The organism is Pseudomonas sp., assembly GCF_017744435.1.
Classification (GTDB): Bacteria; Pseudomonadota; Gammaproteobacteria; order Pseudomonadales; family Pseudomonadaceae; genus Aquipseudomonas.
The window spans coordinates 215,235-241,130 of the sequence record NZ_JAGIBG010000002.1 but is presented as its reverse complement, the minus strand read 5'-3'; the positions used below and the strand labels follow the sequence as shown (position 1 = coordinate 241,130).

The 25,896-nt window shown below is 63.0% G+C and carries 22 protein-coding genes; 11 read left to right on the top strand and 11 right to left on the bottom strand.

Going from position 1 to position 25,896, the window contains the following annotated elements:
* Positions 1-164: 164 nt before the first annotated feature.
* From J7573_RS03040 to ggt, 3 genes are all read left to right on the top strand, one after another.
* Entirely contained in the window at positions 165-755 is a 591-nt protein-coding gene (locus J7573_RS03040; RefSeq protein WP_159408849.1) for an NAD(P)H-dependent oxidoreductase, read from the top strand.
* Between the two features lie 30 nt (positions 756-785).
* The gene (locus J7573_RS03035; RefSeq protein WP_294325412.1) at positions 786-1,682 is read left to right on the top strand and encodes a LysR family transcriptional regulator; all 897 of its coding nucleotides are present in this window, start codon (positions 786-788) and stop codon (positions 1,680-1,682) included.
* Positions 1,683-1,799: 117 nt separating this feature from the next.
* The gene (gene ggt, locus J7573_RS03030) at positions 1,800-3,467 is read left to right on the top strand and encodes a gamma-glutamyltransferase (RefSeq protein ID WP_294325411.1); all 1,668 of its coding nucleotides are present in this window, start codon (positions 1,800-1,802) and stop codon (positions 3,465-3,467) included.
* A gap of 121 nt (positions 3,468-3,588) precedes the next feature.
* Here the strand turns inward: ggt and J7573_RS03025 are convergent, their stop codons facing one another.
* On the bottom strand, positions 3,589-5,508 hold the full coding sequence (locus J7573_RS03025; protein ID WP_294325409.1) for a methyl-accepting chemotaxis protein: 1,920 nt from the start codon (positions 5,506-5,508) through the stop codon (positions 3,589-3,591).
* A gap of 228 nt (positions 5,509-5,736) precedes the next feature.
* Positions 5,737-6,630 (bottom strand): neutral zinc metallopeptidase, encoded by an 894-nt coding sequence (locus J7573_RS03020; protein ID WP_294325407.1) that lies wholly within the window; start codon positions 6,628-6,630, stop codon positions 5,737-5,739.
* Positions 6,631-6,818: 188 nt separating this feature from the next.
* Between J7573_RS03020 and pcaH the strand changes: the two genes are divergently transcribed.
* Both pcaH and pcaG read left to right on the top strand, forming a co-directional pair.
* Entirely contained in the window at positions 6,819-7,538 is a 720-nt protein-coding gene (pcaH, locus tag J7573_RS03015; protein ID WP_060508721.1) for a protocatechuate 3,4-dioxygenase subunit beta, read from the top strand.
* 10 nt (positions 7,539-7,548) lie between these two features.
* The gene (pcaG, locus tag J7573_RS03010; RefSeq protein ID WP_294325401.1) at positions 7,549-8,154 is read left to right on the top strand and encodes a protocatechuate 3,4-dioxygenase subunit alpha; all 606 of its coding nucleotides are present in this window, start codon (positions 7,549-7,551) and stop codon (positions 8,152-8,154) included.
* A gap of 134 nt (positions 8,155-8,288) precedes the next feature.
* Here the strand turns inward: pcaG and trmA are convergent, their stop codons facing one another.
* From trmA to J7573_RS02995, 3 genes are all read right to left on the bottom strand, one after another.
* Complete coding sequence (trmA, locus tag J7573_RS03005; RefSeq protein WP_294325399.1) at positions 8,289-9,374, bottom strand: tRNA (uridine(54)-C5)-methyltransferase TrmA; 1,086 nt, start codon at positions 9,372-9,374, stop codon at positions 8,289-8,291.
* Positions 9,371-10,666 carry an NCS2 family permease gene (locus J7573_RS03000; RefSeq protein ID WP_294325397.1) on the bottom strand — a complete coding sequence of 432 codons (1,296 nt, stop codon included), beginning with the start codon at positions 10,664-10,666 and terminating at the stop codon, positions 9,371-9,373. Before J7573_RS03000 ends, trmA begins: the two co-directional genes overlap by 4 nt.
* A 280-nt stretch (positions 10,667-10,946) precedes the next feature.
* A complete protein-coding gene (locus J7573_RS02995) occupies positions 10,947-12,167 on the bottom strand; it encodes an MFS transporter (protein WP_294325396.1) in 1,221 nt (406 codons plus the stop codon).
* 344 nt (positions 12,168-12,511) lie between these two features.
* Between J7573_RS02995 and J7573_RS02990 the strand changes: the two genes are divergently transcribed.
* From J7573_RS02990 to J7573_RS02980, 3 genes are read left to right on the top strand one after another with little or no spacing between them, the layout of a single operon-like run.
* The gene (locus J7573_RS02990) at positions 12,512-13,948 is read left to right on the top strand and encodes a cytochrome ubiquinol oxidase subunit I (RefSeq protein WP_294325394.1); all 1,437 of its coding nucleotides are present in this window, start codon (positions 12,512-12,514) and stop codon (positions 13,946-13,948) included.
* Between the two features lie 3 nt (positions 13,949-13,951).
* A complete protein-coding gene (gene cydB / locus J7573_RS02985; protein WP_079226526.1) occupies positions 13,952-14,959 on the top strand; it encodes a cytochrome d ubiquinol oxidase subunit II in 1,008 nt (335 codons plus the stop codon).
* Positions 14,960-14,968: 9 nt separating this feature from the next.
* Entirely contained in the window at positions 14,969-15,124 is a 156-nt protein-coding gene (locus J7573_RS02980) for a DUF2474 domain-containing protein (protein ID WP_060508707.1), read from the top strand.
* A gap of 31 nt (positions 15,125-15,155) precedes the next feature.
* Here J7573_RS02980 and J7573_RS02975 read toward each other — a convergent pair whose 3' ends face one another.
* Together J7573_RS02975 and J7573_RS02970 are read right to left on the bottom strand one after the other, a co-directional pair.
* Positions 15,156-16,280, bottom strand: a complete 1,125-nt coding sequence (locus J7573_RS02975; protein ID WP_294325560.1) for a methyltransferase — start codon at positions 16,278-16,280, stop codon at positions 15,156-15,158.
* Positions 16,281-16,373: 93 nt separating this feature from the next.
* Entirely contained in the window at positions 16,374-17,084 is a 711-nt protein-coding gene (locus J7573_RS02970; protein WP_294325387.1) for an autoinducer binding domain-containing protein, read from the bottom strand.
* Between the two features lie 213 nt (positions 17,085-17,297).
* Here J7573_RS02970 and J7573_RS02965 point away from each other — a divergent pair, with 213 nt between their 5' ends.
* Positions 17,298-18,074 carry a ferredoxin--NADP reductase gene (locus tag J7573_RS02965; protein ID WP_294325386.1) on the top strand — a complete coding sequence of 259 codons (777 nt, stop codon included), beginning with the start codon at positions 17,298-17,300 and terminating at the stop codon, positions 18,072-18,074.
* Between the two features lie 32 nt (positions 18,075-18,106).
* Here J7573_RS02965 and mscL read toward each other — a convergent pair whose 3' ends face one another.
* Complete coding sequence (gene mscL / locus J7573_RS02960; RefSeq protein WP_110639453.1) at positions 18,107-18,526, bottom strand: large-conductance mechanosensitive channel protein MscL; 420 nt, start codon at positions 18,524-18,526, stop codon at positions 18,107-18,109.
* A gap of 176 nt (positions 18,527-18,702) precedes the next feature.
* Here mscL and radA point away from each other — a divergent pair, with 176 nt between their 5' ends.
* Positions 18,703-20,070, top strand: coding sequence for a DNA repair protein RadA (gene radA / locus J7573_RS02955; protein WP_060485566.1), 1,368 nt, complete (start codon positions 18,703-18,705; stop codon positions 20,068-20,070).
* 60 nt (positions 20,071-20,130) lie between these two features.
* On the opposite strand, the gene J7573_RS02950 is transcribed toward radA, so the two are convergent.
* The 3 genes from J7573_RS02950 to J7573_RS02940 form a co-directional block, all read right to left on the bottom strand.
* On the bottom strand, positions 20,131-21,648 hold the full coding sequence (locus J7573_RS02950; RefSeq protein ID WP_294325380.1) for a nucleobase:cation symporter-2 family protein: 1,518 nt from the start codon (positions 21,646-21,648) through the stop codon (positions 20,131-20,133).
* Positions 21,649-21,911: 263 nt separating this feature from the next.
* Positions 21,912-22,277 (bottom strand): PilZ domain-containing protein, encoded by a 366-nt coding sequence (locus tag J7573_RS02945; protein ID WP_294325378.1) that lies wholly within the window; start codon positions 22,275-22,277, stop codon positions 21,912-21,914.
* Between the two features lie 90 nt (positions 22,278-22,367).
* Entirely contained in the window at positions 22,368-23,480 is a 1,113-nt protein-coding gene (locus tag J7573_RS02940; protein ID WP_294325376.1) for a lytic polysaccharide monooxygenase, read from the bottom strand.
* Positions 23,481-23,820: 340 nt separating this feature from the next.
* Between J7573_RS02940 and J7573_RS02935 the strand changes: the two genes are divergently transcribed.
* Positions 23,821-25,887 (top strand): carbon starvation CstA family protein, encoded by a 2,067-nt coding sequence (locus J7573_RS02935; RefSeq protein ID WP_027918411.1) that lies wholly within the window; start codon positions 23,821-23,823, stop codon positions 25,885-25,887.
* Positions 25,888-25,896 lie beyond the last annotated feature (9 nt).

The following is a 25,896-nucleotide window of genomic DNA, read 5'->3' as shown; positions in this document are numbered from 1 at the left end:
TCGGTTCTCACGATAGTAGGGAATTGAAACGATTCTACGGCAATAATTCGCCTTGTATTTTTGACTTCAGATCAATTGTATTTTGCCCCGCACCTGCTGTATCCCGCGCCTGCGAGCCTCTAACCTGCGGCCCTGAATTTTTGACTCGGCCCGGGAGGCCCAGCATGAAAAAGATCCTTCTGCTCAACGGTGGCAAACAGTTCGCCCATTCCGACGGCCGCCTCAACCAGACCCTGCACGACGCCGCGCTGGCCCATCTCGACCGCGCCGGTTACGACGTGCAGCAGACCTTCATCGACGGTGGCTACGACGCCCAGGCCGAAGTGGAGAAATTCCTCTGGGCCGACGTGATCATCTACCAGATGCCGGGCTGGTGGATGGGCGCGCCATGGACCGTGAAAAAGTACATCGACGATGTCTTCACCGCCGGCCACGGCAGCCTCTACGCCAACGACGGCCGGACCCGTTCCGACCATTCGCAGAAGTACGGCAGCGGTGGCCTGGTGCACGGCAAGCAATACATGCTGTCGCTGACCTGGAACGCCCCACAGCAGGCGTTCGATGACCCGACCGACTTCTTCGAGGGCAAGGGGGTGGATGCGGTGTACTTCCCGTTCCACAAGGCCAACCAGTTCCTCGGCATGAGCGGCTTGCCAACCTTCCTGGCGGTGGATGTGATGAAACGCCCGGACGTGCCGGCGGCGCTGGCGGCTTATGCCGCGCATCTGGACAAGGTCTTTGGCAAGGCGATCTAATCCCTGCAAGCACCCGCCACGGACCCAGACGTGAAAACCCGATCCGAAGAACTCCAGGTATTCGTCGCCGTCATCGACTGCGGCTCGATCTCCGCCGCCGCCGAGCAGATGGGCCAGACCCCGTCGGCCGTCAGCCGCACGCTGTCGCGCCTGGAGGCCAAGCTCGGCACCACCCTGGTCAATCGCACCACCCGGCGCATGGACCTGACCGAAGAGGGCCGCTTCTTCCTCGAACGCTCGCGCCGGGTGCTGGAGCAGATGGACGAGATGGAAGAGCATCTGTCGATGAACCACCAGACGCCCTCCGGGCGCCTGCGCATCAATGCCGCCGCACCGTTCATGCTGCATGCCATCCTGCCGTGGATTGGCGAATTCCGTCGCCAGTACCCGGCCATCGAGCTGGAACTGAACACCGACGACCTGATCATCGACCTGCTGGAGCAGAGCACCGATGTGGCCATCCGCATCGGTGACCTCGCCGACTCCAGCCTGCATGCCCGTTCGCTCGGCTGCAGCCCGGTTCAGGTGCTGGCGAGCCCGGCGTACCTGAAGCAACACGGCACGCCGGAAAAGGTCGAAGACCTGAACAGCCACGCCCTGCTCGGCTTCAGCCAACCCGAGTCGCTCAACCAGTGGCCGTTGCGCCACGCCCAGGGCGACCGCTGGAGCATTCGCCCGGCGCTGATCGCCTCCAGCGGCGAAACCCTGCGCCAATTGGCGCTGGCCGGGGAGGGCATCGTCGCCCTGTCGCACTTCATGACCCACGAAGACATCCGCGCCGGTCGCCTCAAGGTGCTGCTGAGCGACGCCAACAATGGCTACCGTCAGCCGATCCACGCGGTGTACTACCGCAACACGCAGCTGGCCCTGCGTATCCAGTGCTTCCTCGATTTCATCCAGCGCAAACTGGCGATGTACGCCTGCTGAGTTGCCTGAACGCGACAGGTCCTGTCCACAGGCGGCGAAACTTCCTGCGTTTGATTGCACAGTCGCAGCGCTTCGGCCTTACTGACTGCTCAACAAAAACAACACCAAGGAAGTGTCATGCGTATCGTCCCGTTCCAGTACCTGGCTCTGGCAGCCGCGATCCTGAGCTGTTCCTCGACTTACGCCGCCACGTTGGAAGGCGGCGCTGTCGCCGCGCCCGATCAATATGGTGCACAGGTAGCCGCCGATATTCTCAAGAAGGGTGGCAACGCGGTGGACGCGGCAGTGGCCACTGCCTTCACCCTGGCGGTGACCTATCCCGAGGCGGGCAACATTGGCGGCGGTGGCTTCATGACCCTGTTCGTCGACGGCAAGCCGTACTTCCTCGACTACCGCGAAGTGGCACCCAAGGCCGCCACGCGCAACATGTACCTGGATGACAAGGGCGAGGTGGTCGAGAACCTGAGCCTGGTCGGCGTGCGCGCCGCAGGCGTACCTGGCACGGTGATGGGCCTGTGGGAAGCCCACCAGAAGTTCGGCAAGCTGCCCTGGAGCGAGTTGCTCACCCCGGCCATTGGCTATGCCAAGAACGGCTTCAAGGTCGCCGAAAAGCAGTACCAGTACCGCAACGATGCCCAGGGCATGTTCAAGACAGCGACCAACTTCAACGATTACTTCGGCAACATGAAGGTCGGCGAGCTGTTCAAACAGCCGGAAATGGCCCAGACACTCGAACGCATTGCCGACAAAGGCGTGAGCGAGTTCTACCAAGGCAAGACCGCCGACTTGCTGGTGGCGCAGATGCAGGCCGACAAGGGCCTGATCACCAAGGAAGACCTGAAGGATTACAAGGCCGTGTGGCGCGAGCCGATGGCCCTGAGCTGGCGCGGCAATGTGGTCTACACCGCGCCACCGCCAAGCTCCGGCGGCGTGGCCCTGGCCCAGCTGCTGGGCATCAAGGAAGACCGCGCGGCGGACTTCAAGGGTGTGGCGCACAACTCGGCGCAGTACATCCATCTGCTTTCGGAGATTGAAAAGCGCGTGTTCGCCGACCGTGCCGACTACCTCGGCGACCCGGCCTTCACCAAGGTGCCGGTCGACCAGCTGGTGGCCAAGGACTACCTGGCCAAGCGTGCCGCCCAGGTCAACCCGAAGGCCATTTCCGAAACCGACAAGGTCAAGCCGGGCTTGGAGCCGCACCAGACCACGCACTTCTCGATCGTCGACAAGCAGGGTAACGCGGTCAGCAACACCTACACCCTCAACCTCGACTACGGCAGCGGTGTGGTGGTCAAGGGCGCGGGCTTCCTGCTCAACGACGAGATGGACGACTTCAGCGCCAAGCCGGGCGCCGCGAATGCCTTTGGCGTGGTGGGCGGAGATGCCAACGCCATCGAGCCGGGCAAGCGCATGCTGTCGTCGATGAGCCCGAGCCTGATGACCCGCGACGGCAAGGTCGAACTGGTGATCGGTACCCCGGGTGGTTCGCGGATCTTCACCTCGATCTTCCAGGTGATGAACAACCTGTACGACTACGGCATGCCGCTGGAGAAGGCCGTGGCGGCGCAGCGGGTGCACCATCAGTTGCTGCCCAAGGACACCATCTACTTCGACAGCTACGCGCCATTGACCGGGCCGGTGGCTGATGAGCTGAAGAAGATGGGCTATGTGCTGGAGGACCAGGGCTGGGAGATGGGCGATATCCAGGCGATCCGGGTCAACGGCGCGCAGCTTGAGACCGCTTCGGATCCGCGTGGGCGTGGGGTGGGGATGATCGTCAAATAAGCTAGGGGAGGGCTTTGCCCTCCTTTCGCGACACGAGGCCGCTCCTACAGGAAATCGCGTTTCACTGTAGGAGCGGCCTCGTGTCGCGAAAGGGCCGCAAAGCGGCCCCAGGATCTGAAGGTCAGACGCGGAACTGACTGACCAGCATCTGCAGGTGACCACCCAGGCGCGCCAGCTCGACGCTGGACGCTGCCGTTTCATCACTGGCCGCAGCAGTCTGTTCGGACACATCCCGCACATTCAGGATGCTGCGGCTGATCTCTTCAGCCACCGCGCTCTGCTGCTCGGCCGCCGCCGCGATCTGCTGGTTCATCGACTGGATGCTCGACACCGTGCCGGTGATGTTCTCCAGCGAGGCACCGGCCTTGCGCGCCAGCTCGACACTGCTGTCGGTCAGCGTGCGGCTGCCCTGCATGGCATTGGCCACCTGCTGGGTACCGTGCTGCAGGCTGGCCACCAGCTCTTCGATCTCTTCGGTGGACTTCTGCGTGCGCTGGGCCAGGCCACGCACTTCATCGGCGACCACGGCGAAACCACGGCCGGCTTCACCGGCACGTGCCGCCTCGATCGCGGCGTTGAGCGCCAGCAGGTTGGTCTGCTCGGCCACCGACTTGATCACGTCCATCACGCTGCCGATCTTCTGGCTTTCCTGCTGCAGCAGGTTCATGGCCTCGGTGGAACGGTGCACTTCCTCGGCCAGGCGTTCGATCTGGCTGATCGCCTCGCCCACCACGCGGTCACCGGCACGGGCCTCGTCGTCGGCACCGGTGGCCGCGTGTGAAGCCTGCTCGGCGTTGCGCGCCACTTCCTGAACGGTGGCGGCCATTTCGTGCATGGCGGTGGCCACCTGGTCGGTCTCGACCTTCTGGCTGTTGGCGCCGGCGCTGGTCTGCTCGGTCACCGCCGACAGCTCTTCGGCGGCGCTGGCGATCTGGGTGACGCCGTCACGGATGCCGCTGATCAGCTCGCGCAGGGTGGTGCCCATGCGCGCGATGCCTTGCTGCAGCACGCCGATTTCGTCGCGGCGGGTGACGCGCAGGTCGTGGGTCAGGTCGCCACCGGCGATGCGTTCCACGGCTTGCAGGGTATCGCGCAGCGGGCGGGTGATCTGGCGGGTGATTACAACGGCGGCGATGACGCCAGCCAGCAGTGCCAGCAGCGTGGCGATGGTCTGCAGGCTGCGGGCCTGAATGCTTTCGGCGTCACGGCGCTCCAGCTGGATCTGGTACAGCGCGTCGCTGCGCTTGACGATGTCGGCACCCTGCACGGTCATTTCTGCACGGGCAACGGTGATATCGGCGACCGCATCGCGGAATTGGCGCACGGCATCGCGATAGGCCTGCACCGATTGCTCGAACTGCTGCACGCGGGTGGTTTCAGCGGGCAGCTGGCGCTTGAGGTTGTCGATGTCGGCCAGCGCACCTTCCAGCTGGCGCAGGGCGGCCTGCTCGTTGGCGGCGGAGTTGTCGGCAATGTAGCCGCGCACGTCGATGCGCACCTGCAGCAGCAGCTGGCGCGCCTTGCTGATCAGTTGGTACTGGGCCAGGCGCACGCTGTCGGCCTCGGGGCGGGACATGACGTCCTGGCTGAGCGACTCCATGGCGTCATCGGCCTTGGCCGCCGACAGGTTCATCGCATCACGGGCGGCCAGCGAGCTCTTGTAGCCGGCGCGCATCTTGTTCAGCGACACCTTGTACTCGCTGATGGTCTGCCCCAGCTCCTTGAGCAACGCGACGTTGGCCGGGCTGGTGAAGGTGGTGACCAGATATTGCTGCTGCTTGCTGAAGGCGTCGAGCTTGGCCTGGGTGTTGGCAGCGGCGGCGTCATCGCCGTTGGCGATCATGTACTGCAGGCGCGAGATGCGCAGGTCGGTCAGGTCCTTGTTGAGCTGGCCGATGTCGCCCATCCAGTTGCTGCGGTCGATGAGGCTGCCCAGGCTGGTCCAGCCGGTCAGGGCCAGCAGGCCGGTTAGAAACAGCACCAGGCCGAAGCCCAGGCCGAGTTTGAGGTTGACGCTGATGTTGGCGAACCAGCTGTTCATGCACGCTCTCCAGAAAATTCATTCGCTCACTTGATCATCGATCGCAGGGCGTTGTTGTTCTGGGGGCCCGCTGATTCGTGCAGGTGTTATCGGCACGACGAAGGGAAAGCTGAATCGCTTTTTCAGCTGATTTGTAACTATGTGAAAACGTTTGCTTTTTGGAGATGGCTGGGGGCTGCTATGCAGCCCATCGCCGGCAAGCGCGGCTCCCACACCGGCCGCAAAATTTCAAAGAGAACGCGCGCTGAAGGTATCGCAGCTGTTCACATTACCCTGGGCAAACCCGGCCTTGAACCAGCGCACCCGCTGCGCCGAGGTGCCATGAGTGAACGAATCGGGCATCACGCGCCCCTGGCCCTGCTGCTGCAGCCGGTCATCACCAATGGCATTGGCCGCGTTCAGTGCCTCCTCGACATCGCCGGGCTCCAGCCAGTTCAGCCGTTTCTGCGCCTGATAGGCCCACACCCCGGCCAGGCAGTCAGCCTGCAGTTCCTGGCGCACCAGCAGGCCATTGTCGCCTTCCATGCGCTGGCCGCTGCGCCGTGCGGCATCGACCTTGGCCGATACCCCCAGCAAGGTCTGCACGTGGTGGCCGATCTCGTGGGCGATCACGTAGGCCTGGGCGAAGTCGCCAGCCGCAGCGAAGCGGGTTTCCATTTCGCGGAAGAACGACATGTCCAGGTAGACCCGCTGATCCGCCGGGCAGTAGAACGGCCCGACTGCGGCGGAAGCAAAACCGCAGGCCGAATTCACCTGGCCGCTGAACAGCACCAGCTTGGGGTCGCGGTATTGCTTGCCAGCCTGAGCGAACAAGGCCTTCCAGGTGTCTTCGGTGTCGCCCAGGATCGAGGCGACGAACTGCGCCTGTTCGTCATTGGCCGGCGGTGCCTTGCCGCCGGCACCACTTGGCGCTGTCTGCTGTTGCTGTTGATCCATCTGCCCGGCGAGCTGGCCAAGAATCTGCAGCGGGTCCTGGCCGGTCAGCCAGCCGATGCCGACTATCAGCAGCACCGCGCCGAGCCCCAGCCCCTTGCCGCCGCCAAATCGCATACCGCCGCCGCCACCCCCTTCGCCGCGGGCATCGACCACGTTGTCGCTGCGCCGGCCTTTTCGCCATTCCATGAAGTGCTCTCCAGAGCGTGAAACATGGGGATAAAGATTAGATCACCCCAGCCAAAGCCACTAATACATAACCGTTTGGTTATGTAATGGGCAGCTGATTTCAATATTCATCCCGCGCGACCTATCTGAAACTGCAAGTCCGCCTGCCGTGTACAGGCGTTTTCATAATTCCAAGAGAGGAATCCGGCATGCCCGCCCAGGACAACAGCCGCTTCGTGATCCGTGATCGCAACTGGCACCCCAAGGCCCTGACGCCCGACTACAAGACGTCCATTGCCCGCTCACCGCGCCAGGCACTGGTCAGCATTCCGCAGTCGATCAGCGAAACCACCGGCCCGGACTTTTCCCACCTGGGCTTCGGTGCCCACGACCATGACCTGCTGCTGAATTTCAACAACGGTGGCCTGCCGATCGGCGAGCGCATCATCGTTGCCGGCCGCGTCGTCGACCAGTACGGCAAGCCTGTGCCGAACACCCTGGTAGAAATGTGGCAAGCCAACGCCGGCGGCCGCTACCGCCACAAGAACGACCGCTACCTGGCGCCGCTGGACCCGAACTTCGGTGGCGTCGGCCGTTGCCTGACCGACCGCGACGGCTACTACAGCTTCCGCACCATCAAGCCGGGCCCGTACCCATGGCGCAACGGCCCGAACGACTGGCGCCCGGCGCACATCCACTTCGGCATCAGCGGCCCTTCGATCGCCACCAAGCTGATCACCCAGCTGTATTTCGAAGGTGACCCGCTGATCCCGATGTGCCCGATCGTCAAGTCGATCGCCAACCCCGAAGCCGTACAGCAGTTGATTGCCAAGCTCGACATGAGCAACGCCAACCCGATGGACTGCCTGGCGTACCGCTTCGACATCGTGCTGCGCGGCCAGCGCAAGACCCACTTTGAAAACTGCTGAGGACCCCGCCATGCCAATCGAACTGCTGCCGGAAACCCCCTCGCAGACCGCCGGCCCCTACGTGCACATCGGCCTGGCCCTGGAAGCGGCCGGCAACCCGACCCGCGACCAGGAAATCTGGAACCGCCTGGCCAAGCCCGACGCTGCGGGTGAGCACATCCTGCTGATCGGCCAGGTGTATGACGGCAACGGCCACCTGGTGCGTGATTCGTTCCTGGAACTGTGGCAGGCCGACGCCAATGGCCAGTATCAGGATGCCTACAACCTGGAAAACGCCTTCAACAGCTTCGGCCGCACCGCCACCACCTTCGATGCCGGCGAGTGGACCGTGTATACGGTCAAGCCGGGTGTGGTGAACAATGCTGCGGGTGTGCCAATGGCGCCGCACATCAACATCAGCCTGTTTGCCCGGGGGATCAACATCCACCTGCATACCCGTCTGTATTTCGATGATGAGGCCGAGGCCAATGCCAAGTGCCCGGTGCTCAACCTGATCGAGCAGCCGCAGCGCCGCGAGACTTTGATTGCCAAGCGTTGCGAGGTAGATGGGAAAACGGCATATCGCTTCGATATCCGTATTCAGGGGGAAGGGGAGACGGTCTTCTTCGACTTCTGATTCAAGCCTTTTGGGGCCGCCTTGCGGCCCTTTCGCCGGCAAGCGCGGCTCCCACAGTGGCCGGTGTACGCCGATCAAGGTGGGAGCCGCGCTTGCCGGCGATGGGCTGCAAAGCAGCCCCGGCGATCTGTAAGTCAGCGCCGTACCAGCAGGACGCCACTTTCCATGTGGTGGGTGTAAGGGAACTGGTCGAACAACGCACAACGCTCGATGCGGTGCGTGTCCTGCAACTGGGCAATGTTCGCCGCCAGCGTCTCCGGGTTGCACGAGATGTACAGGATCCGCTCGAAGCGCCGGGTCAGCTCGCAGGTATCTGGGTCCATCCCCGCACGCGGCGGGTCGACGAACACGGTGCCGAACTCATAGCTTTTCAGGTCGATCCCTTCCAGCCGGCGGAACGGCCGCACTTCGTTCAGCGCCTGGGTCAGCTCTTCCGCCGACAGGCGCACCAGCCGCACGTTATCCACAGCGTTCTCGTCGAGGTTGCTCAGCGCAGCATTGACCGAGGTCTTGCTGATTTCGGTGGCCAGCACCTGGCGCACGCGGGTGGCCAGCGGCAGGGTGAAGTTGCCGTTGCCGCAATACAGCTCCAGCAAGTCGTCCTCACGCTCGCCAATGGCCTCGAACGCCCAGTTCAGCATCTTCTGGTTCACTGCGCCGTTGGGCTGGGTGAACGCGCCTTCCGGCTGGCGGTAGCTGAAGACGCGACCGGCCACATCGAGCTTTTCCACCGCATAGTCGCGGCCGATCACCAGGCGCTTGCCCTTCGAACGGCCGATCACGCTCACGCCAAGGTCGCTGGCGAGCTGGCGCGCAGCCACTTCCCAGGCTTCGTCCAGCGGGCGGTGGTAGCACATCGTGACCATGGCATCGCCGGCGAGGGTGGTGAGGAACTCCACCTGGAACAGGCGATTGCCCAGTTCCTCGCTGGCCTGCCAGGCGGCCTTCAGGCGCGGCATCAGCTCATTGATGCGCTGGCTGGCGATGGGGAAGTCGTCGATCAGGATCGCCTTGTGCTTGTCGCCCGGGGCGAACATCGCGTAGTGGCGCTGGCCATCCTCGCGCCACAGGCGGAACTCGGCGCGCAGGCGGTAGTGCTCGCGCGGCGAGTCGAAAACGGCCGGTTCCGGCGCGCCGAAGGGCGCCAGCAGCTCGCGCAGGCGGGCGACTTTGCCCTCGAGCTGGGTGTCGTAGGCGGAGGGATCGAAGACAGCACTCATGCGTTGAACCAGCCCAGCTTGATGACGAACAGGATGGAAAGGATCACCAGCGCCGGGTTCAGGTCGCGGTGGCGGCCAGAGATCAGCTTGACGGCGGTCCAGGAGATGAAGCCGAAGGCAATGCCGTTGGCGATCGAGTAGGTCAGCGGCATGGCCAGGGCGGTCACCACCACCGGTGCGGCCTCGGTGACGTCGTCCCAGTTGATTTCCGCCAGGCCCGAGGCCATCAGCACGGCGACGAACAGCAGCGCCGGGGCAGTGGCAAAGGCCGGCACGCTACCGGCCAGCGGGGCGAAGAACAGCGCCAGCAGGAACAGGATCGCGACCACAATGGCGGTCAGGCCGGTCCGGCCCCCGGCGCTCACGCCAGCGGCGGATTCGATGTAGCTGGTGGTGGTCGAGGTGCCCAGCAGGGAACCGGCCATGGCGGCGGTGCTGTCGGCGATCAGGGCACGGCCCATCTTCGGCATGTGGCCGTCCTTGCCCATCAGGCCGGCGCGCTTGGCCACGCCGATCAGGGTGCCGGAGTTGTCGAACAGGTCGACGAACAGGAAGGCGAAGATCACGCTGACCAGGCCGACGTCGAGGGCACCCTTGATGTCCAGCTGGAGGAAGGTCGGCGCCAGCGATGGCGGCATCGACACGACGCCACCGAAAGGCGTCACGCCCATCAGGATCGAGACGATGGTCACGGCCAGGATGCCGATCAGCACCGCGCCACGAACCTTCAGCGACTCGAGGCCGACGATCAGGAAGAAGCCCAGGGTGGCGAGGATCGGCGCTGGCTGCTTGAGGTCGCCCAAGCCCACCAGGGTTGCCGGGTTATCGACGACGATGCCGGCGTTATGCAGGGCGATGAACGCCAGGAACAGGCCGATGCCTGCAGCAATCGCCGAACGCAGCGGCAGCGGGATGCTGTTCACGATCCATTCGCGGATGCGGAAGATCGACAGCAGGAAGAACATTACCGCGGAGAGGAACACCGCGCCCAGGGCCACCTGCCAGGTGTGGCCCATGTGCAGGACCACCGTGTAGGTGAAGAACGCGTTCAGGCCCATGCCCGGCGCCAGGGCGATCGGGTAGTTGGCGATCAGGCCCATGGTGGCCGAGCCGATGGCGGCGGCCAGGCAGGTGGCGACGAAGATCGCGCCTTTGTCCATGCCGGTCTCGCCGAGGATGCTCGGGTTGACGAACAGGATGTAGGCCATGGCCAGGAAGGTGGTGACGCCCGCAAGAATCTCGGTGCGCACGTTGGTGTTGTGTGCTTTTAGTTGAAACAGCCTGTCCAGCATGCCCGCTCCCCAGGGCGCCCTCGCGCCGTGAATGTATCGACCCCATCAGCAAAGCACAGACCGTAGCGGATGCCGTGGTTTTGTGTGGGGCGGAAAAAAGCCGCGCATCATACCAGCATGCTCGGCGGGGGCCTATCGCCGTTGGGGAAAGGGTGCTCTATAGCCTTTACCGGCCTCTTCGCGGGCACGCCGCTCCCACAGGTACAGCGCAAATCTGTAAATCTGTGGTGATCCCTGTGGGAGCGGGCGTGCCCGCGAAGAGGCCGGTACAAGCGAACGATCAATCGTTGTGCAAACGATCCCGCTTGGCCAGAGTGGGGAACAGTTTTATCCACACCCCGGTCACCACCAGCGTGCCCACGCCGCCCAGTACCACTGCCGGCACCGTGCCAAACCAGTGCGCCGTCACCCCGGATTCAAACTCACCCAACTGGTTCGAAGCACCGATGAACAAGCCGTTCACCGCGCTCACCCGCCCGCGCATCTCGTCCGGCGTCTCCAGCTGCACGAAGGCACCGCGGATCACCATGCTGATCATGTCTGCCGCGCCCAGCACCACCAGCACCGCCAGCGAGAACCAGAACGAGGTCGACAGGCCGAAGGCGATGGTTGCCACGCCAAACAGGCCGACGGCGGTGAACATGGTGCGGCCGACCTTGCGCTCGACCGGGAAGCGCGCCAGCCACAGCGACATCAGCAGTGCCCCCACCGCCGGTGCCGAGCGCAGCAGGCCCAGGCCCCATGGGCCGGTGAGCAGGATGTCCTTGGCGAACACCGGCAACAGGGCGGTGGCGCCACCGAGCAACACGGCGAAGAGGTCCAGCGAAATGGCCCCGAGGATGTCGGGCCGGCTGCGGATGAAGCGGATCCCGGCCATCAGCGATTCGATACTGGCGCGGCCGCGCTGAGGCACCTGCTGGCGCGAGTCGAGGCTGAGCATCAACAGGCAGGCGATGGCGTAAAGGGCGACGGTCGGGCCGTACACCCAGATGCTGCCGAAGGCGTACAGGAAGCCGCCCACGGCCGGGGCGACGATGGTGGCCGCCTGGGTTGCCGAGGCCGAGGCCGCCACCGCCCGCGGGAAAAGCCCTGGCGGCACTACGTTGGGCAACAGCGCCTGGGTCGCCGGCATCTCGAACGAGCGGGTGGCACCGAGCAGGAAGGCCAGGGCGAAGATCAGTTCGCGGCTGACGTTGTCGGTGGCGCTGCCCACGGCCAGCGCCAGGGCAATCAGCCCCTGCAGGCTCTGGCACAGCGCCGCGACCTTGCGCCGGTCATAGCGGTCGGCGACGTGCCCGGTGTGCAGCATGAACAGCACCCGCGGGGCGAATTCGACCAGGCCGACCAGGCCCAGGTCGAGCACATTGCCGGTCAGCTGGTAGAGGTGCCAGCCAATGGCCACGGTGAGCATCTGGAAGCCGCTGGCGGTGAACACCCGGGCCAACCAGAAGGCGATGAAGGGGCGGTGATGACGCAACAACTGCGGTGCGGAATCGGACATCGGAAACCTGTTGGCCTCGGCGCAGTAGAGGGGCCCGCAGCGTATCATCTGTTTGTAACAAACGGTTACTGTTTGCCGTGGTCGGCACTTTTTCACGTGTCGCGAAAGAGGGTGGGGCAACGGGTCACGCGGCAATCAACCACACGGCCCAGCGGGCCATTCGGGACTATGCTTCCTAGCAATCGTTGACTTGGATCAATCGTTCCAGATCTAACGAATTGGCCCTCGGGCCGGAATCCCTGCGATCGAACAGAACAATTCCAATGTGCCGCACTCGACTACCGTGGGGGCAGTGGGCGACGGGGCACAAGCCCGGACGCCGGATTATCTGAAGAGGAAGCACCATGTTCGGAATAGAGGCCTTAGAGCTCGCCCGAATGCAGTTTGCCTTTACCGTGTCGTTCCACATCCTGTTCCCGGCCATCACCATCGGCCTGGCGAGCTACCTGGCAGTCCTCGAAGGCCTCTGGCTGCGGACCCACAACCAGGTCTACCGTGACCTCTACCACTTCTGGTCGAAAATCTTCGCCGTCAACTTCGGCATGGGCGTGGTCTCCGGCCTGGTCATGGCCTACCAGTTCGGCACCAACTGGAGCCGCTTCTCCGACTTTGCCGGCTCCATCACCGGCCCGTTGCTGACTTATGAAGTGCTCACCGCCTTCTTCCTCGAGGCGGGTTTCCTGGGCGTCATGCTGTTTGGCTGGAACCGCGTTGGCCGTGGCCTGCACTTCTTTTCCACGGTGATGGTCGCGCTCGGCACCTTGGTCTCGACCTTCTGGATTCTCGCTTCCAACAGCTGGATGCAGACCCCTCAGGGCCACGAGATCATCGATGGCCGGGTGGTGCCGGTGGACTGGTTCGCGGTGGTATTCAACCCGTCGTTCCCCTATCGCCTGATGCACATGGCCACTGCTGCGTTCGTGTCCACGGCGTTCTTCGTCGGCGCTTCGGCCGCCTGGCACCTGCTGCGTGGGCGTGACAACCCAGCGGTGCGCAAGATGCTGTCGATGGCCATGTGGATGGCCCTGGTCGTTGCCCCGATCCAGGCGGTGATCGGTGATTTCCATGGCCTCAACACGCTCAAGCACCAGCCGGTGAAGATCGCCGCGATCGAAGGCCACTGGGAGAACGTGCCCGGTGAGCCGACCCCGTTGATCCTGTTCGGCATCCCCGACATGAAGGCCGAAACCACTCGCTTCAAGGTCGAGATCCCGGCGCTTGGCAGCCTGATCCTGACCCACAGCCTGGACAAGCAGGTGCCGGCGATGAAGGAGTTCCCGCCTGAGGATCGGCCCAACTCGACCATCGTGTTCTGGTCGTTCCGGATCATGGTCGGGCTCGGCTTCCTGATGATCTTCGTCGGCCTGTGGAGCCTGTGGCTGCGCAAGCGCGGCACCCTCTACACGTCGCGGCCGTTCCTGTACCTGGCCCTGTGGATGGGGCCGTCCGGCCTGATCGCACTGCTCGCCGGCTGGTTCACCACCGAGATCGGCCGCCAGCCGTGGGTGGTGTATGGCCTGATGCGCACCGCCGATGGTGTGTCCAACCACAGTTATGCACAGCTCGGCTTCACCCTGGTGGCGTTCGTGGTGGTGTACTTCGCCCTGTTCGGCACCGGCCTTGGCTACATGATGCGCCTGGTGCGCAAAGGCCCGCAGACCGGCGAGGGTGATGAACACAACCCCGGTGGCCCTGGCACCCAACGCACGCCGGCGCGGCCGCTGTCCGCCGCCGATGATGGCCATGAGGCCGAGTCTGCCAGCCTGAGCAAGGGGAACTGAGCCATGGGTATCGACCTTCCGCTGATCTGGGCCGTGATCATCATCTTTGGCGTCATGATGTACGTGGTGATGGATGGCTTCGACCTGGGCATCGGCATGCTCTTCCCCTTCGTCAAGGGCGAGCGTGACCGCGATGTGATGATGAATACCGTTGCGCCCGTCTGGGACGGCAACGAAACCTGGCTGGTGCTGGGCGGCGCCGGGCTGTTCGGGGCGTTCCCGATGGCCTACGCCGTAGTGCTCGAAGCGCTGTACCTGCCGCTGATCCTGATGCTGATCGGCCTGATCTTCCGTGGCGTGGCCTTCGAGTTCCGCTTCAAGGCCAAGGCCGACAAGCGTCATGTGTGGGACAAGGCGTTCATCGGCGGCTCGCTGGTCGCCACCTTCTTCCAGGGCGTGGCGCTGGGCGCCTTCCTCGAAGGCTTCAAGGTGGTCGACCGGCACTTCGCCGGTGGCACCCTCGACTGGCTGACGCCGTTCAGCCTGTTCTGCGGCCTTGGCCTGATTGTCGCGTACACCCTGCTGGGCTGTACCTGGCTGATCATGAAGACCGAGGGCGACCTGCAATTGAAGATGCACGACCTCGCCCGGCCGTTGGCGCTGGTGCTGCTGGCGGTGATCGGCATCGTCAGCCTGTGGACACCGATTGCCTACCCGCAGATTGCCGACCGCTGGTTCAGCATGCCCAACCTGTTCTGGTTCATGCCGGTGCCGCTGCTGGTGCTGGTGACCTTCTACGGCTTGCTCAAGGCGGTGGCGCGCAATGCGCACTACACGCCGTTCCTGCTCACCCTGGTGTTGATCTTCCTGGGTTACAGCGGGCTGGGCATCAGCCTGTGGCCAAACATCATCCCGCCGTCGATCTCGATCTGGGATGCCGCCGCGCCGCCGCAGAGCCAGGGCTTCATGCTGGTGGGCACGTTGTTCATCCTGCCGTTCATCCTCATGTACACCTTCTGGAGCTACTACGTGTTCCGCGGCAAGGTGACCCATGAAGACGGCTATCACTAGGAGGGCCGCATGATGACCGGTAAACATGGCCTGGAAGACAAGAAACCGCTGTGGCAACGGCTGGGTTGGCTGGTGCTGATCTGGGCGATGAGCGTGGCGGCCCTGGGTGTGGCGGCCTGGGTGATGCGATTGTTCATGGGGGCCGCTGGCCTGACCACCCATTGAATGAAAAGGGGGCGCCTGGCGCCCCCTGTCTTTATTTACGGGCCTTGAGGATCACGAATTTCGGGGTTGCGGCCACCTGCTCCACGCCACGGAACAACCGCGCCAGCTTGCTGTGGTAGCCCAGGTGACGGTTGCCGACGATGTACAACGCGCCGCCTACCACCAGCGCTTCGCGCGCCTGCTGGAACATGCGCCAGGCGAGGAAGTCACCCACCACCTGCTGCTGGTGGAACGGTGGATTGCACAGCACCACATCCAGCGACTGCTTTTCCACCCCGGCCAGGCCATCTCCCGGCATGACCGTTACCGGCCGCTCACCCAGAGCCGCTTGCCAGTTCTCCTGCGCCGACTGCACCGCCATGTACGATTCATCGACCAGGGTGAAGTGCGCATCCGGGTTGGCCAGTGCGCTGGCAATGGCCAGCACGCCGTTGCCGCAGCCCAGGTCGGCTATGCGGGCGTTGCCCAGGTTGCGCGGCAAGTGGGGCAGGAAGGCGCGGGTGCCGATATCCAGGCCCTCGCGGCAGAACACATTGGCATGGTTGACCAGGTCCAGTGCCGGTGTGTCAAGCGAGTAGCGGGTCGGGTAGGGCGACCGGGCGGCAGGGCGGTCGGCGACCGTGGCGGTCAGCAGACGAGCCTTTTTCTGCGCCAGCGAGGCCTGTACCGGGCCGATGTACTTTTCCATCAAGTCACCGGCCGCGCGCGGCAGGTGCTTGATCATGGCGCCGGCAATCACCTGGGTGCCGGGTGCCAAGTGGCCTTGCAGGCGGATCAATTGTTCTTCGAGCAGTGCCAGGGTCTTTGGCACGCGCAACAGCACGCGGTCGAACGGGCCTTGCCAGTGCTCGCTGGCCGGCACGAAGGGCACGCTGTCGAACGCCTTGCCATTACGCGCCAGGTTTTTCTCCAGCGCCATGTGCGCCAGGTGCGAGTCGCCGCTGCTGACTACCTGCAGATGATCGACCAGGCTGGCGGCCAGGGCGCCGAAGCTGTCGTTGAGCACCAGCACCCGGCTGCCGGCGTCCAGGCCCTGGGCATGCAGCTGTTCGAGCAGGTATTCATCGGCGGCATCGAAGGCTTGCAGCGGGTCGTTGGCCTGGTCCGGCTGGCGGATCAGGTCGAGTTCGGCGTAGGGGGTGGTCAACAGGGGCATGGCGTCTGGCTCGGGTACGGATCTGCCCATGGCGGTTCGCCACGAGCTTTGGTACGCGATTCTACAGGGCTTTGCCCGAGGCCGCAGGCCTGGCTACTGTTCGATCAGGCCGCGCATCATGGCGATGGCGATGGCACCGGCCTTGTTGGCGGCGTTGGTCTTGGTGATTACGCTGCGAATGTGGAAGTTCACCGTGCTTTGCGACAGCGTCAGGATGCAGGCAACGTCGGCGGCGGTCTTGCCGGCGGCCGACCACTTGAGCACTTCGATTTCGCGCTCGGTCATATTCAACGGCGTGCTGAGCTTGGCCAGGTGATGTTCGCTGATGATCGCGTGCAGGGTGTGACACAGCCATTGCACCTTGCAGGATTTGTCGTACAGCTCGGCGATGCTCACTTCATTGCTTGGCCTGCAAATGCTGACCTGGCTCTCATTATGCTGAAGGTCATGCAATGACTGCGTCCAGCCATGGCGCAGCCCGTGTGCGCAAGCCTGCTCGCGGAAATCGGGCACTTCGCGGTACAGGTCGTCGGTCCACAACACCGGCAGGGTCGAGGTATGGCTTCGGATCGCCGCTGCGTCCCGTTTGTAGAAGTCGTCACGCTGGTAGCGCTCGATCCACGTGACTGGATAGTTGCTGTAGAGGTACAGCCGTGGTGATTGCGCGGCCAGTTGAATGCGGACTTTCAGCCCCAGGAACACCATGTCCAGGTCTTGCGCCAGGTGCACAGCAAGATCAAAAACCTTTTGCGGCGTGCTTTCGCTGATCAACTGATGGAGATGCTCATGATTCCACTGAAGCATCTGTCACACTCCCTTGGATGTGGTGGATCCGATCCGTTTGCATACCGGGATGATTGTAGGAAAAGACCGACTGTTATGTTGGGATTTTTTGTTATAGAGGCCGCATTTTTCATGTGGCCAGACATGGCCGACTTGATGAGCCCCTACTTTCCGGCGGTTTTTATCCAGGCCGCTTTGCGCGACACTGGGCGCACGCCATACACGGAGCCCGTCATGACCGCCAGTGCCGACAAATTTACCCGCCAGACCCTGCTCGACGTCCAGCCGCTGACGCCAAGCCTGTTCAGCCTGCGGGTTACGCGCGATCCAGGGTTTCGCTTCCGGGCCGGTCAGTTTGCCCGGCTGGGCGTGACCAAGGCCGATGGCAGCGTGGTCTGGCGTGCCTATTCGATGGTGAGCGCTCCCCATGACGAATACCTCGACTTCTTTTCAATCGTGGTTCCGGGGGGAGAATTCACCAGCGAGCTGAGCCGCCTGGGCGAGGGCGATAGCCTGTTGATCGACCGTCAGGCGTTCGGCTACCTGACCCTCGACCGCTTCGTCGGCGGCCGCGACCTGTGGTTGCTGGCGACTGGTACTGGCATTGCGCCCTTCATGTCGATCCTGCAGGACTTCGAAGCCTGGGAGCGCTTCGACAGCATCAAGCTGGTGTATTCGGTCCGCGAGGCAAAAGAGCTGGCGTATATAGACGACATCGCCGGGCTGGAGCAGCGGGATTACCTGGCCGAGTTCGCTGGCAAGCTGCAGTTCATTCCGGTGGTCACCCGTGAGCAGCATCCAGGGGCTTTAAATGCGCGTATCACCACGCTGATCGAGAATGGCGAGCTGGAAAAGGCGGCGGGGCTGGAGCTGTCGCCCGAGCATTCTCGGATCATGCTCTGCGGCAACCCCGACATGATCGACGAGACACGCAAGGTGCTCAAGGCGCGTGACCTGCAACTGAGCCTGAGCAAGCGGCCGGGGCAGGTGGCGGTGGAAAACTACTGGTAATGCAAAGGGGCCGCGATGCGGCCCCAGCCATTTCAGGGCAACCGATTCTGGTTCTGCGCCTTGAGCAGGTCGCGGATCTCGGTCAGCAGGGTTTCCTGCGGGGTGGGTACTGGTGGCGTGGTCGGTGCCACGGCCTCTTCACGCTTGAGGCGGTTGATCGCCTTCACACCCATGAAGATGGCGAAAGCGACGATGACGAAGTCGATCACGGTCTGGATGAACTTGCCGTAGGCCAGCACCACGGCCGGTACATCACCTTCGGCAGCCTTCAGGGTGATTGCCAGATCGCTGAAGTCGACGCCGCCGATCAGCAGCCCCAGTGGTGGCATGACCACGTCCCCGACGAACGAGGAGACGATCTTGCCGAAGGCCGCGCCGATGATGATACCGACCGCCATGTCGACGACATTGCCTTTGACCGCGAAGGCCTTGAACTCACTGAGCATGCCCATGTTTGATTCCTTGTAACAAATGGTGAGGTTAACGCAGTGTAAGCCACTAAAACGCTTCATGCGTTGGCTTCAGGGGTAGTGACTGCGGTTAGAACGAATAGTTTTGTCGCATCTCGAGCGGTTCGAGACACGTCGGCCTCGGCTATCATGGCGGTTTTTTCCAGGAGACCCTGCCCATGGCCAAGGCCAAGCGCTTGTATGGCTGCACCGAGTGCGGCGCGACCTTCCCCAAATGGGCCGGCCAGTGCGCCGACTGCGGGGCCTGGAACACCCTGGTCGAAACCATGATCGAAAGCGGTGGCGCGGCGGCCCCCAGCGGCCGCGCCGGCTGGACCGGGCAGCAGGCGCAGATCAAGACCCTGGCCGAAGTCAGCGTCGAAGAGATCCCGCGTTTCACCACCAGCAGCACCGAACTCGACCGTGTGCTCGGCGGTGGCCTGGTCGATGGCTCGGTGGTGCTGATCGGTGGTGATCCAGGCATCGGCAAGTCGACCATCTTGTTGCAGACCTTGTGCAATATCGCTGTGGGCCTGCCGGCGTTGTACGTCACCGGCGAAGAGTCGCAGCAGCAGGTGGCCATGCGCTCGCGGCGCCTGGGCCTGCCCCAGGACCAGCTCAAGGTGATGACCGAGACCTGTATCGAAACCATCATTGCCACCGCGCGGGTGGAAAAGCCCCGGGTCATGGTGATTGACTCGATCCAGACCATCTTCACCGAGCAGTTGCAGTCCGCCCCTGGCGGCGTGGCCCAGGTGCGCGAGAGCACGGCGTTGCTGGTGCGTTATGCCAAGCAGAGTGGCACGGCGATCTTCCTGGTCGGCCACGTCACCAAGGAAGGTTCGTTGGCCGGGCCGCGGGTGTTGGAGCACATGGTCGATACCGTGCTGTATTTCGAGGGCGAATCCGACGGCCGCCTGCGCTTGCTGCGGGCGGTGAAGAACCGCTTCGGCGCGGTTAACGAGCTGGGCGTATTCGGCATGACCGACCGTGGCCTGAAAGAGGTGTCCAACCCGTCCGCGATCTTCCTCAACCGTACCCAGGAAGAAGTGCCTGGCAGTGTGGTCATGGCCACCTGGGAAGGCACCCGGCCGATGCTGGTCGAGGTGCAGGCGCTGGTCGATGACAGCCACCTGGCCAACCCGCGCCGGGTCACTCTGGGCCTGGACCAGAACCGCTTGGCCATGTTGCTGGCGGTGCTGCACCGGCATGGTGGCATTCCCACCCATGACCAGGACGTGTTCCTCAACGTGGTCGGCGGGGTAAAGGTGCTGGAGACAGCATCGGACCTGGCGTTGCTGGCGGCGGTGATGTCCAGCCTGCGCAACCGGCCGTTGGCCCATGGGCTGCTGGTGTTTGGCGAAATCGGCTTGTCGGGCGAGGTGCGGCCAGTGCCCAGTGGCCAGGAGCGCCTGAAAGAAGCGGCCAAGCATGGCTTCAAGCGCGCCATCGTGCCCAAAGGTAATGCGCCGAAGGAGCCGCCAGCGGGGCTGCAGGTGATTGCCGTGACCCGACTGGAACAGGCCTTGGATGCCTTGTTCGAGTAAACGAAAAAGGGGAGCCGACGATGCGCATCGGCTCCCCCCACGTCACCACTCAGTCAGTGGTCAATGTTCGGCAACCGCACTGCGCCTGGGCGCCTGGTTGCCGTGCTCGTCCAGCTCCATCACCGGTACTTCGTTGCCATCGGCATCGAACAGCTTGCCATCCTTGAAGTAGTCGCCATCACGCAGGCACGAGATGTCCGAGTACTGGATGGTGCGTTCGTAGGCTGCGGCGAATACCGACTGGTTCTCCGAATTGCCCGTCTTGAAGTGGTTGAACAGCAGGTTCAGCAGGATGGCCATGATTGCCGCCGAGCTGATGCCCGAGTGGAAGATGGTCTCGAACCAGTTCGGGAAGTTGTGATAGAAGGTCGGCGCGGCGATCGGGATCATGCCAAAGCCCAGCGAGGCAGCGACGATGATCAGGTTGACGTTGTTCTTGTAGTTGACCTTCGACAGGGTGCGGATGCCGCTGGCGGCCACGGTGCCGAACAGCACGATGCCCGCACCACCCAGTACCGGGGTCGGTACGGCGGCAATCACCCGGCCCATCACCGGCAGCAGGCCGAGCACCACCAGGATCACGCCACCGGTGGCCACCACGTAGCGGCTCTTGACCCCGGTCACGGCCACCAGGCCGACGTTCTGGGCGAAGGCGCTCTGGGTGAACGAACCGAAGATCGGCGCCAGGATGCTCGACGCCATGTCGGCGCGCAGGCCGTTGCCCAGGCGCTTGGAGTCGACCTTGGTGTCGATGATCTCACCCACGGCGAGGATGTCCGCCGAGGTTTCCACCAGGGTCACCATGATCACGATGCACATCGACAGGATCGCGGCGATGTGGAACTCAGGCATGCCGAAGTGGAACGGAGTGGGGAAGGCGAACATCGGGCCTTGGCTGACCTTGCTGAAGTCGGTCATGCCCAATGCCCAGGCGATCAGCGTGCCGACCACCATGGCCAGCAGGATCGACAGGCGCGAAATGGTGGCGCTACCGAGTTTGCTCAGCACCAGGACGATGGCGAAGGTCAGCGCAGCCAGGCCGATGTTGGCCACGCTGCCGAACTCCGGCGAAGCGCTGTTGCCGCCCATCACCCAGCGCGCGGCGACTGGCATCAGGGTCAGGCCGATGGTGGTGATGACGATGCCGGTCACCAGCGGCGGGAAGAACTTGGTAATCCGCGAGAACACCGGGGTGATCAGGAAACCGATCACCGACGCTGCCATGACCGCGCCGAGCACGCCCGGCAGGCCGCCACCGCCCTCGCTGCTGAGGATGGCGCCCATGGTCGCCACGCCAGCGAACGATACGCCCTGCACCAGCGGCAACTGGCAACCGAAGAACGGGATGCCCAATGTCTGCAGCAAGGTCGCCAGGCCACCGGCAAACAGCGACGCGGCGATCAGCATGCCGATCTCGGCACCGTTGAGGCCGGCTGCCTGGCCCAGGATCAGGGGTACCGCGACGATCCCGCCATACATGGTCAGCACATGCTGCAGACCATAGGCCAGGTTGGCACCCAGCCCGAGGTTTTCGTCCTCGGGGCGCTGGGCGGGAGACGTGCTAGGGGACGTAGTCATGGAGCAGGCTCTCTGTTTATTGTTGTGGCACTACTGTAGACATTTCCTACAAATGATTGCCACATAAATTGTATACAAGTTTTTGATCGGAGCGCGAACAGCTGGCCTTGCAATGTGTGCAAGACGCCAATGCAGATCGCGTACCAAGTCGATAAAGGCTGAGCTAGAGGGGTGTGTACAAAGCGCTGCTACCCAGGCAGAAAGCTGTCTGGGTAGACAGGAAACAGAGGGCGGGGATGCTGTTAGCTAGCTAAGAGATTGCATTATTCGATGAGTTCACGCAGCTCACGCATCATTTCGGTGCTGTCGGCCACGTTCAGTTCCACAAGACGGTGCAGGTGGGTCATCGATTCAACGTCGATGTACAGGCAGATGAAGCCCAGGCGGGAGGCTTCTTCATGGCGCAGCTCCACCTGCATCTGCACGCGGACATTGCAGTCGAGGTGGATGATTGCATCGAAATCCTGGCTCAGGTCGGCATCCCAGGGTGACGGGCGTTCGATCAGCAGCCCCTTGAGCGACAGGTCCAGCAGTTTCACCGGCCAGCGGCGATCGCCCTGGCGCAGCTCGGTAGGGGCGTCGAAATCGATGCGCTGGAAACGGCGGCGGTCGTCGGCAGAAGTGGTCATGGCAGGCCCCTCGTCAGTTGCACTGACTATAGACCAGGCATGGCCACCTCTGCCTTGTACCGAGACGTGGTTGGGTTATCAGTTCATGGCTCAGCGCCGACGCACATATTCCTTCCACAAGGTAAAGCCATCCGCAGCCCCTGGAGCCCAGCTCTCCACATGGGCGGTATGGCTTGTCAGGCACTGCCACAGTAATTGGTCATGACGGACGATTTCACCGGTGCTGTAGCTGTCTTTCAGCTTCCAGTCCCGATACTCACCGCCGCCTTCACCGGGCTTGGTGCGAGCCGAATGCACATTGCTTGATGGAGAAAGCTGACCCTCGGCATCAAACGCCTTGACGGTGTAGCGATAGCTGGTGTCGGGCTTGAGGTTGTCATCGGTGAATGTTCGTTGTAGCGAAGGCACTCGGCCAACTTCGTTACCGTCCCGATAAATGATATAGCCATCAACTGGAGCGCCGTTCTCTGGGGCGGCCCACATCAGGTCCACTGAAGTTTCGGTGGTACCCATATCGTGCAATTCATAGGGTGCCCCAGGGCCTTCTGGCCCCTCGCCATCTGGCAAGAACTCAAGGTCGACAACCTGGTAGAAAGCTTTGTCAGTTTCGGCGACTTCCCACACGCCCAACAAGACGTAATAGCCTTCTCGTTTGGGCAGGGTCAGAGTATGCGTAGTCGGATTGGCGGGCCACATTTCGACATCGGTATATGACCAGTAAGGCTGTCGGGTATTAAGGAACGTGGCGAAGGGTTCTGCTTCGAATTGTGCGCGTGACAGCGGTTGATCAGGGTCCCAGCCGACGCGGGTAATAAAGTAGTTGAAGCGGCGGTACTTGTGGCGTGCAGAGAATTCCCAAACGAAATCCAGCGCCTCGCCGCCATAGACTTTATGTTTCTGCCAATTGACATCCGTTCTGTCCAGATAGGCTGCGCCGGGCCTTTCGCCACTGGCAATCTTGCCATCAACGGGGGGCGTAATATTGGTAGCATCCGTGGCAGCATAAGGGTCTTGCAGACCGCCCACCACGGCCGGGAAAAACTTGCCCCACTCAATGCCGTATTTCAAGTTTCCCTCGATCAGGCCCTTTTCATCCGCAAAATAGGCACGGGATTTGGGCGAGGCCACGACGCCATGTCGTGGCGCTACTTTCCAACTGATGGCGTGTGGGTCGCGAGTGCTGCCTGGCTTTTTCGAAGACATGACATATTCCTGTTGTCAGAAGTTTAAGCAAGCCAAACAACCTGTCAGGGAAACTGACTTGGCTGATCTGCCAGGAATATTTAAGGGCGTCGGCAATGACGGCACAACTGGCAAAATTATCAGGTGGCCGTAAACAGCGTGGAGGATGTGAAAGAAAATAATGCTCAGCGTTCAAGGGCTGAGGCGGCTGGCTTATCAAAAAAAAACCGCGCAAGGCGCTCACCGCTCTAGCGCGGGCACTGGCGCCCAAACCTCGATCACAATTGCATATGGTAAAGCTGCCAAGCAGGCCCTAGACTCAAGAGGCTGTCTATTCCAACCACTTAGCTGGAAGCATGCCATGAACAACAATAACAGCCTGCTACGCCACATCCCGTGGCTGGCGTTGGCGGTCATAGGGGCCTGCGCGCTGGGTGTCGTCGCCCTGCGTCGCGGCGAGGCGATCAATGCCTTGTGGATCGTGGTCGCCGCGGTGGCCATCTACCTGGTCGCCTACCGTTACTACAGCCTGTTCATCGCCACCAAGGTGATGCAACTCGACCCTCGCCGAGCCACCCCAGCGGTGCTCAACAACGACGGTCTGGACTACGTTCCGACCAACAAACACATCCTCTTCGGCCACCATTTCGCCGCCATTGCTGGCGCCGGCCCCCTGGTCGGCCCGGTACTCGCCGCGCAAATGGGCTACCTGCCCGGCACGCTATGGCTGATCGCCGGCGTGGTGCTGGCCGGTGCGGTGCAGGACTTCATGGTCCTGTTCCTCTCCACCCGCCGCAACGGCCGCTCGCTGGGCGACATGGTGCGCGAGGAGATGGGCCGCATCCCGGGGACCATCGCCCTGTTCGGCTGCTTCCTGATCATGATCATCATCCTCGCGGTGCTGGCGCTGATCGTGGTCAAGGCCCTGGCCGAAAGCCCGTGGGGCATGTTCACGGTGATGGCGACCATCCCGATCGCGATGTTCATGGGCATCTACATGCGCTACATCCGCCCGGGCCGCATCGGCGAGATCTCGGTGGTCGGCGTGGTCCTGCTGCTGGCATCGATCTGGCTGGGGGGCCAGATTGCAGCCGATCCGGTCTGGGGCCCGGCATTCACCTTCACTGGCGTGCAGATCACCTGGATGCTGGTCGGCTACGGCTTTGTTGCCGCGGTACTGCCGGTGTGGCTGGTGCTGGCACCGCGTGACTATTTGTCGACCTTCCTCAAGATCGGGACCATCATCGCCCTGGCCATCGGCATCCTGGTGACCATGCCCGAGCTGAAAATGCCGGCGCTGACCCAGTTCACCGATGGCACCGGCCCGGTGTGGAAGGGCACCCTGTTCCCGTTCCTGTTCATCACCATCGCCTGCGGCGCGGTGTCCGGCTTCCATGCGCTGATCTCCTCGGGGACCACGCCGAAGCTGCTGGACAACGAAGCCAACGCCCGTTACATCGGCTACGGCGGCATGCTGATGGAGTCGTTCGTCGCTATCATGGCCATGGTCGCCGCTTCGGTGATCGAGCCGGGTGTGTACTTCGCCATGAACAGCCCGGCCGCCGTGGTTGGCGCGGACGTGGCTTCGGTGGCGCAAACGGTCAGCAGCTGGGGCTTCATGATCACCCCTGAGCAGCTCGAAGCAGTGGCCCGCGACATCGGCGAGCACACCGTACTCGCCCGTGCCGGTGGTGCACCGACGTTGGCGGTGGGTATCGCGCAGATCCTGCACCAGGTGCTGCCGGGTGAAAACACCATGGCCTTCTGGTACCACTTCGCGATCCTGTTCGAGGCACTGTTCATCCTCACTGCGGTGGACGCCGGTACCCGTGCCGGTCGCTTCATGCTGCAAGATCTGCTGGGCAGCTTCGTGCCGGCGCTCAAGCGCACCGAGTCGTGGACTGCCAACCTGATCGGCACCGCCGGTTGCGTGGCGCTGTGGGGCTACCTGCTGTACCAGGGCGTGATCGACCCGTTGGGCGGCATCAACACCCTGTGGCCGCTGTTCGGTATCTCCAACCAGATGCTGGCCGGTATCGCCCTGATGCTCGGTACCGTGGTACTGATCAAGATGAAGCGCGAGCGCTACATCTGGGTCACCCTGCTGCCGGCTGCCTGGCTGCTGATCTGCACCACTGCGGCGGGCCTGATCAAGCTGTTCGACCCGAACCCGGCCGTCGGCTTCCTGGCCCTGGCCAAGAAGTACAGCACCGCGCTGGACGCCGGTCAGGTCCTGGCCCCGGCCAAGGACATCAATCAGATGCAGCACGTGATCTTCAACGCCTACACCAACGCCGGCCTGACCATTCTGTTCCTGCTGGTGGTGTTCAGTGTGCTCTTCTTCGCCCTCAAGGTCGGCTACGCCGCCCTCGGCCGCAAAGAGCGTACCGACAAGGAAACCCCGTTCCAGGCCCTGCCTGACGCTTGAGAGGACTGC

What these genes read in the sequence shown, in the direction of transcription:
- pcaG (WP_294325401.1), top strand. Translation starts at nt 7,549, where the DNA reads ATGCCAATCGAACTGCTGCCGGAAACCCCCTCGCAGACCGCCGGCCCC.
- mscL (WP_110639453.1), bottom strand. Translation starts at nt 18,526, where the DNA reads ATGGGCATGCTCAGTGAGTTCAAGGCCTTCGCGGTCAAAGGCAATGTC.
- J7573_RS03000 (WP_294325397.1), bottom strand. Translation starts at nt 10,666, where the DNA reads ATGCTGGACAGGCTGTTTCAACTAAAAGCACACAACACCAACGTGCGC.
- J7573_RS03020 (WP_294325407.1), bottom strand. Translation starts at nt 6,630, where the DNA reads ATGGAATGGCGAAAAGGCCGGCGCAGCGACAACGTGGTCGATGCCCGC.
- trmA (WP_294325399.1), bottom strand. Translation starts at nt 9,374, where the DNA reads ATGAGTGCTGTCTTCGATCCCTCCGCCTACGACACCCAGCTCGAGGGC.
- ggt (WP_294325411.1), top strand. Translation starts at nt 1,800, where the DNA reads ATGCGTATCGTCCCGTTCCAGTACCTGGCTCTGGCAGCCGCGATCCTG.
- J7573_RS02940 (WP_294325376.1), bottom strand. Translation starts at nt 23,480, where the DNA reads ATGTCTTCGAAAAAGCCAGGCAGCACTCGCGACCCACACGCCATCAGT.
- J7573_RS02990 (WP_294325394.1), top strand. Translation starts at nt 12,512, where the DNA reads ATGTTCGGAATAGAGGCCTTAGAGCTCGCCCGAATGCAGTTTGCCTTT.
- J7573_RS02970 (WP_294325387.1), bottom strand. Translation starts at nt 17,084, where the DNA reads ATGCTTCAGTGGAATCATGAGCATCTCCATCAGTTGATCAGCGAAAGC.
- J7573_RS02975 (WP_294325560.1), bottom strand. Translation starts at nt 16,280, where the DNA reads ATGCCCCTGTTGACCACCCCCTACGCCGAACTCGACCTGATCCGCCAG.
- J7573_RS02935 (WP_027918411.1), top strand. Translation starts at nt 23,821, where the DNA reads ATGAACAACAATAACAGCCTGCTACGCCACATCCCGTGGCTGGCGTTG.
- J7573_RS02950 (WP_294325380.1), bottom strand. Translation starts at nt 21,648, where the DNA reads ATGACTACGTCCCCTAGCACGTCTCCCGCCCAGCGCCCCGAGGACGAA.
- J7573_RS03025 (WP_294325409.1), bottom strand. Translation starts at nt 5,508, where the DNA reads ATGAACAGCTGGTTCGCCAACATCAGCGTCAACCTCAAACTCGGCCTG.
- cydB (WP_079226526.1), top strand. Translation starts at nt 13,952, where the DNA reads ATGGGTATCGACCTTCCGCTGATCTGGGCCGTGATCATCATCTTTGGC.
- J7573_RS03040 (WP_159408849.1), top strand. Translation starts at nt 165, where the DNA reads ATGAAAAAGATCCTTCTGCTCAACGGTGGCAAACAGTTCGCCCATTCC.
- pcaH (WP_060508721.1), top strand. Translation starts at nt 6,819, where the DNA reads ATGCCCGCCCAGGACAACAGCCGCTTCGTGATCCGTGATCGCAACTGG.
- J7573_RS02995 (WP_294325396.1), bottom strand. Translation starts at nt 12,167, where the DNA reads ATGTCCGATTCCGCACCGCAGTTGTTGCGTCATCACCGCCCCTTCATC.
- J7573_RS02980 (WP_060508707.1), top strand. Translation starts at nt 14,969, where the DNA reads ATGATGACCGGTAAACATGGCCTGGAAGACAAGAAACCGCTGTGGCAA.
- J7573_RS02945 (WP_294325378.1), bottom strand. Translation starts at nt 22,277, where the DNA reads ATGACCACTTCTGCCGACGACCGCCGCCGTTTCCAGCGCATCGATTTC.
- J7573_RS02965 (WP_294325386.1), top strand. Translation starts at nt 17,298, where the DNA reads ATGACCGCCAGTGCCGACAAATTTACCCGCCAGACCCTGCTCGACGTC.
- radA (WP_060485566.1), top strand. Translation starts at nt 18,703, where the DNA reads ATGGCCAAGGCCAAGCGCTTGTATGGCTGCACCGAGTGCGGCGCGACC.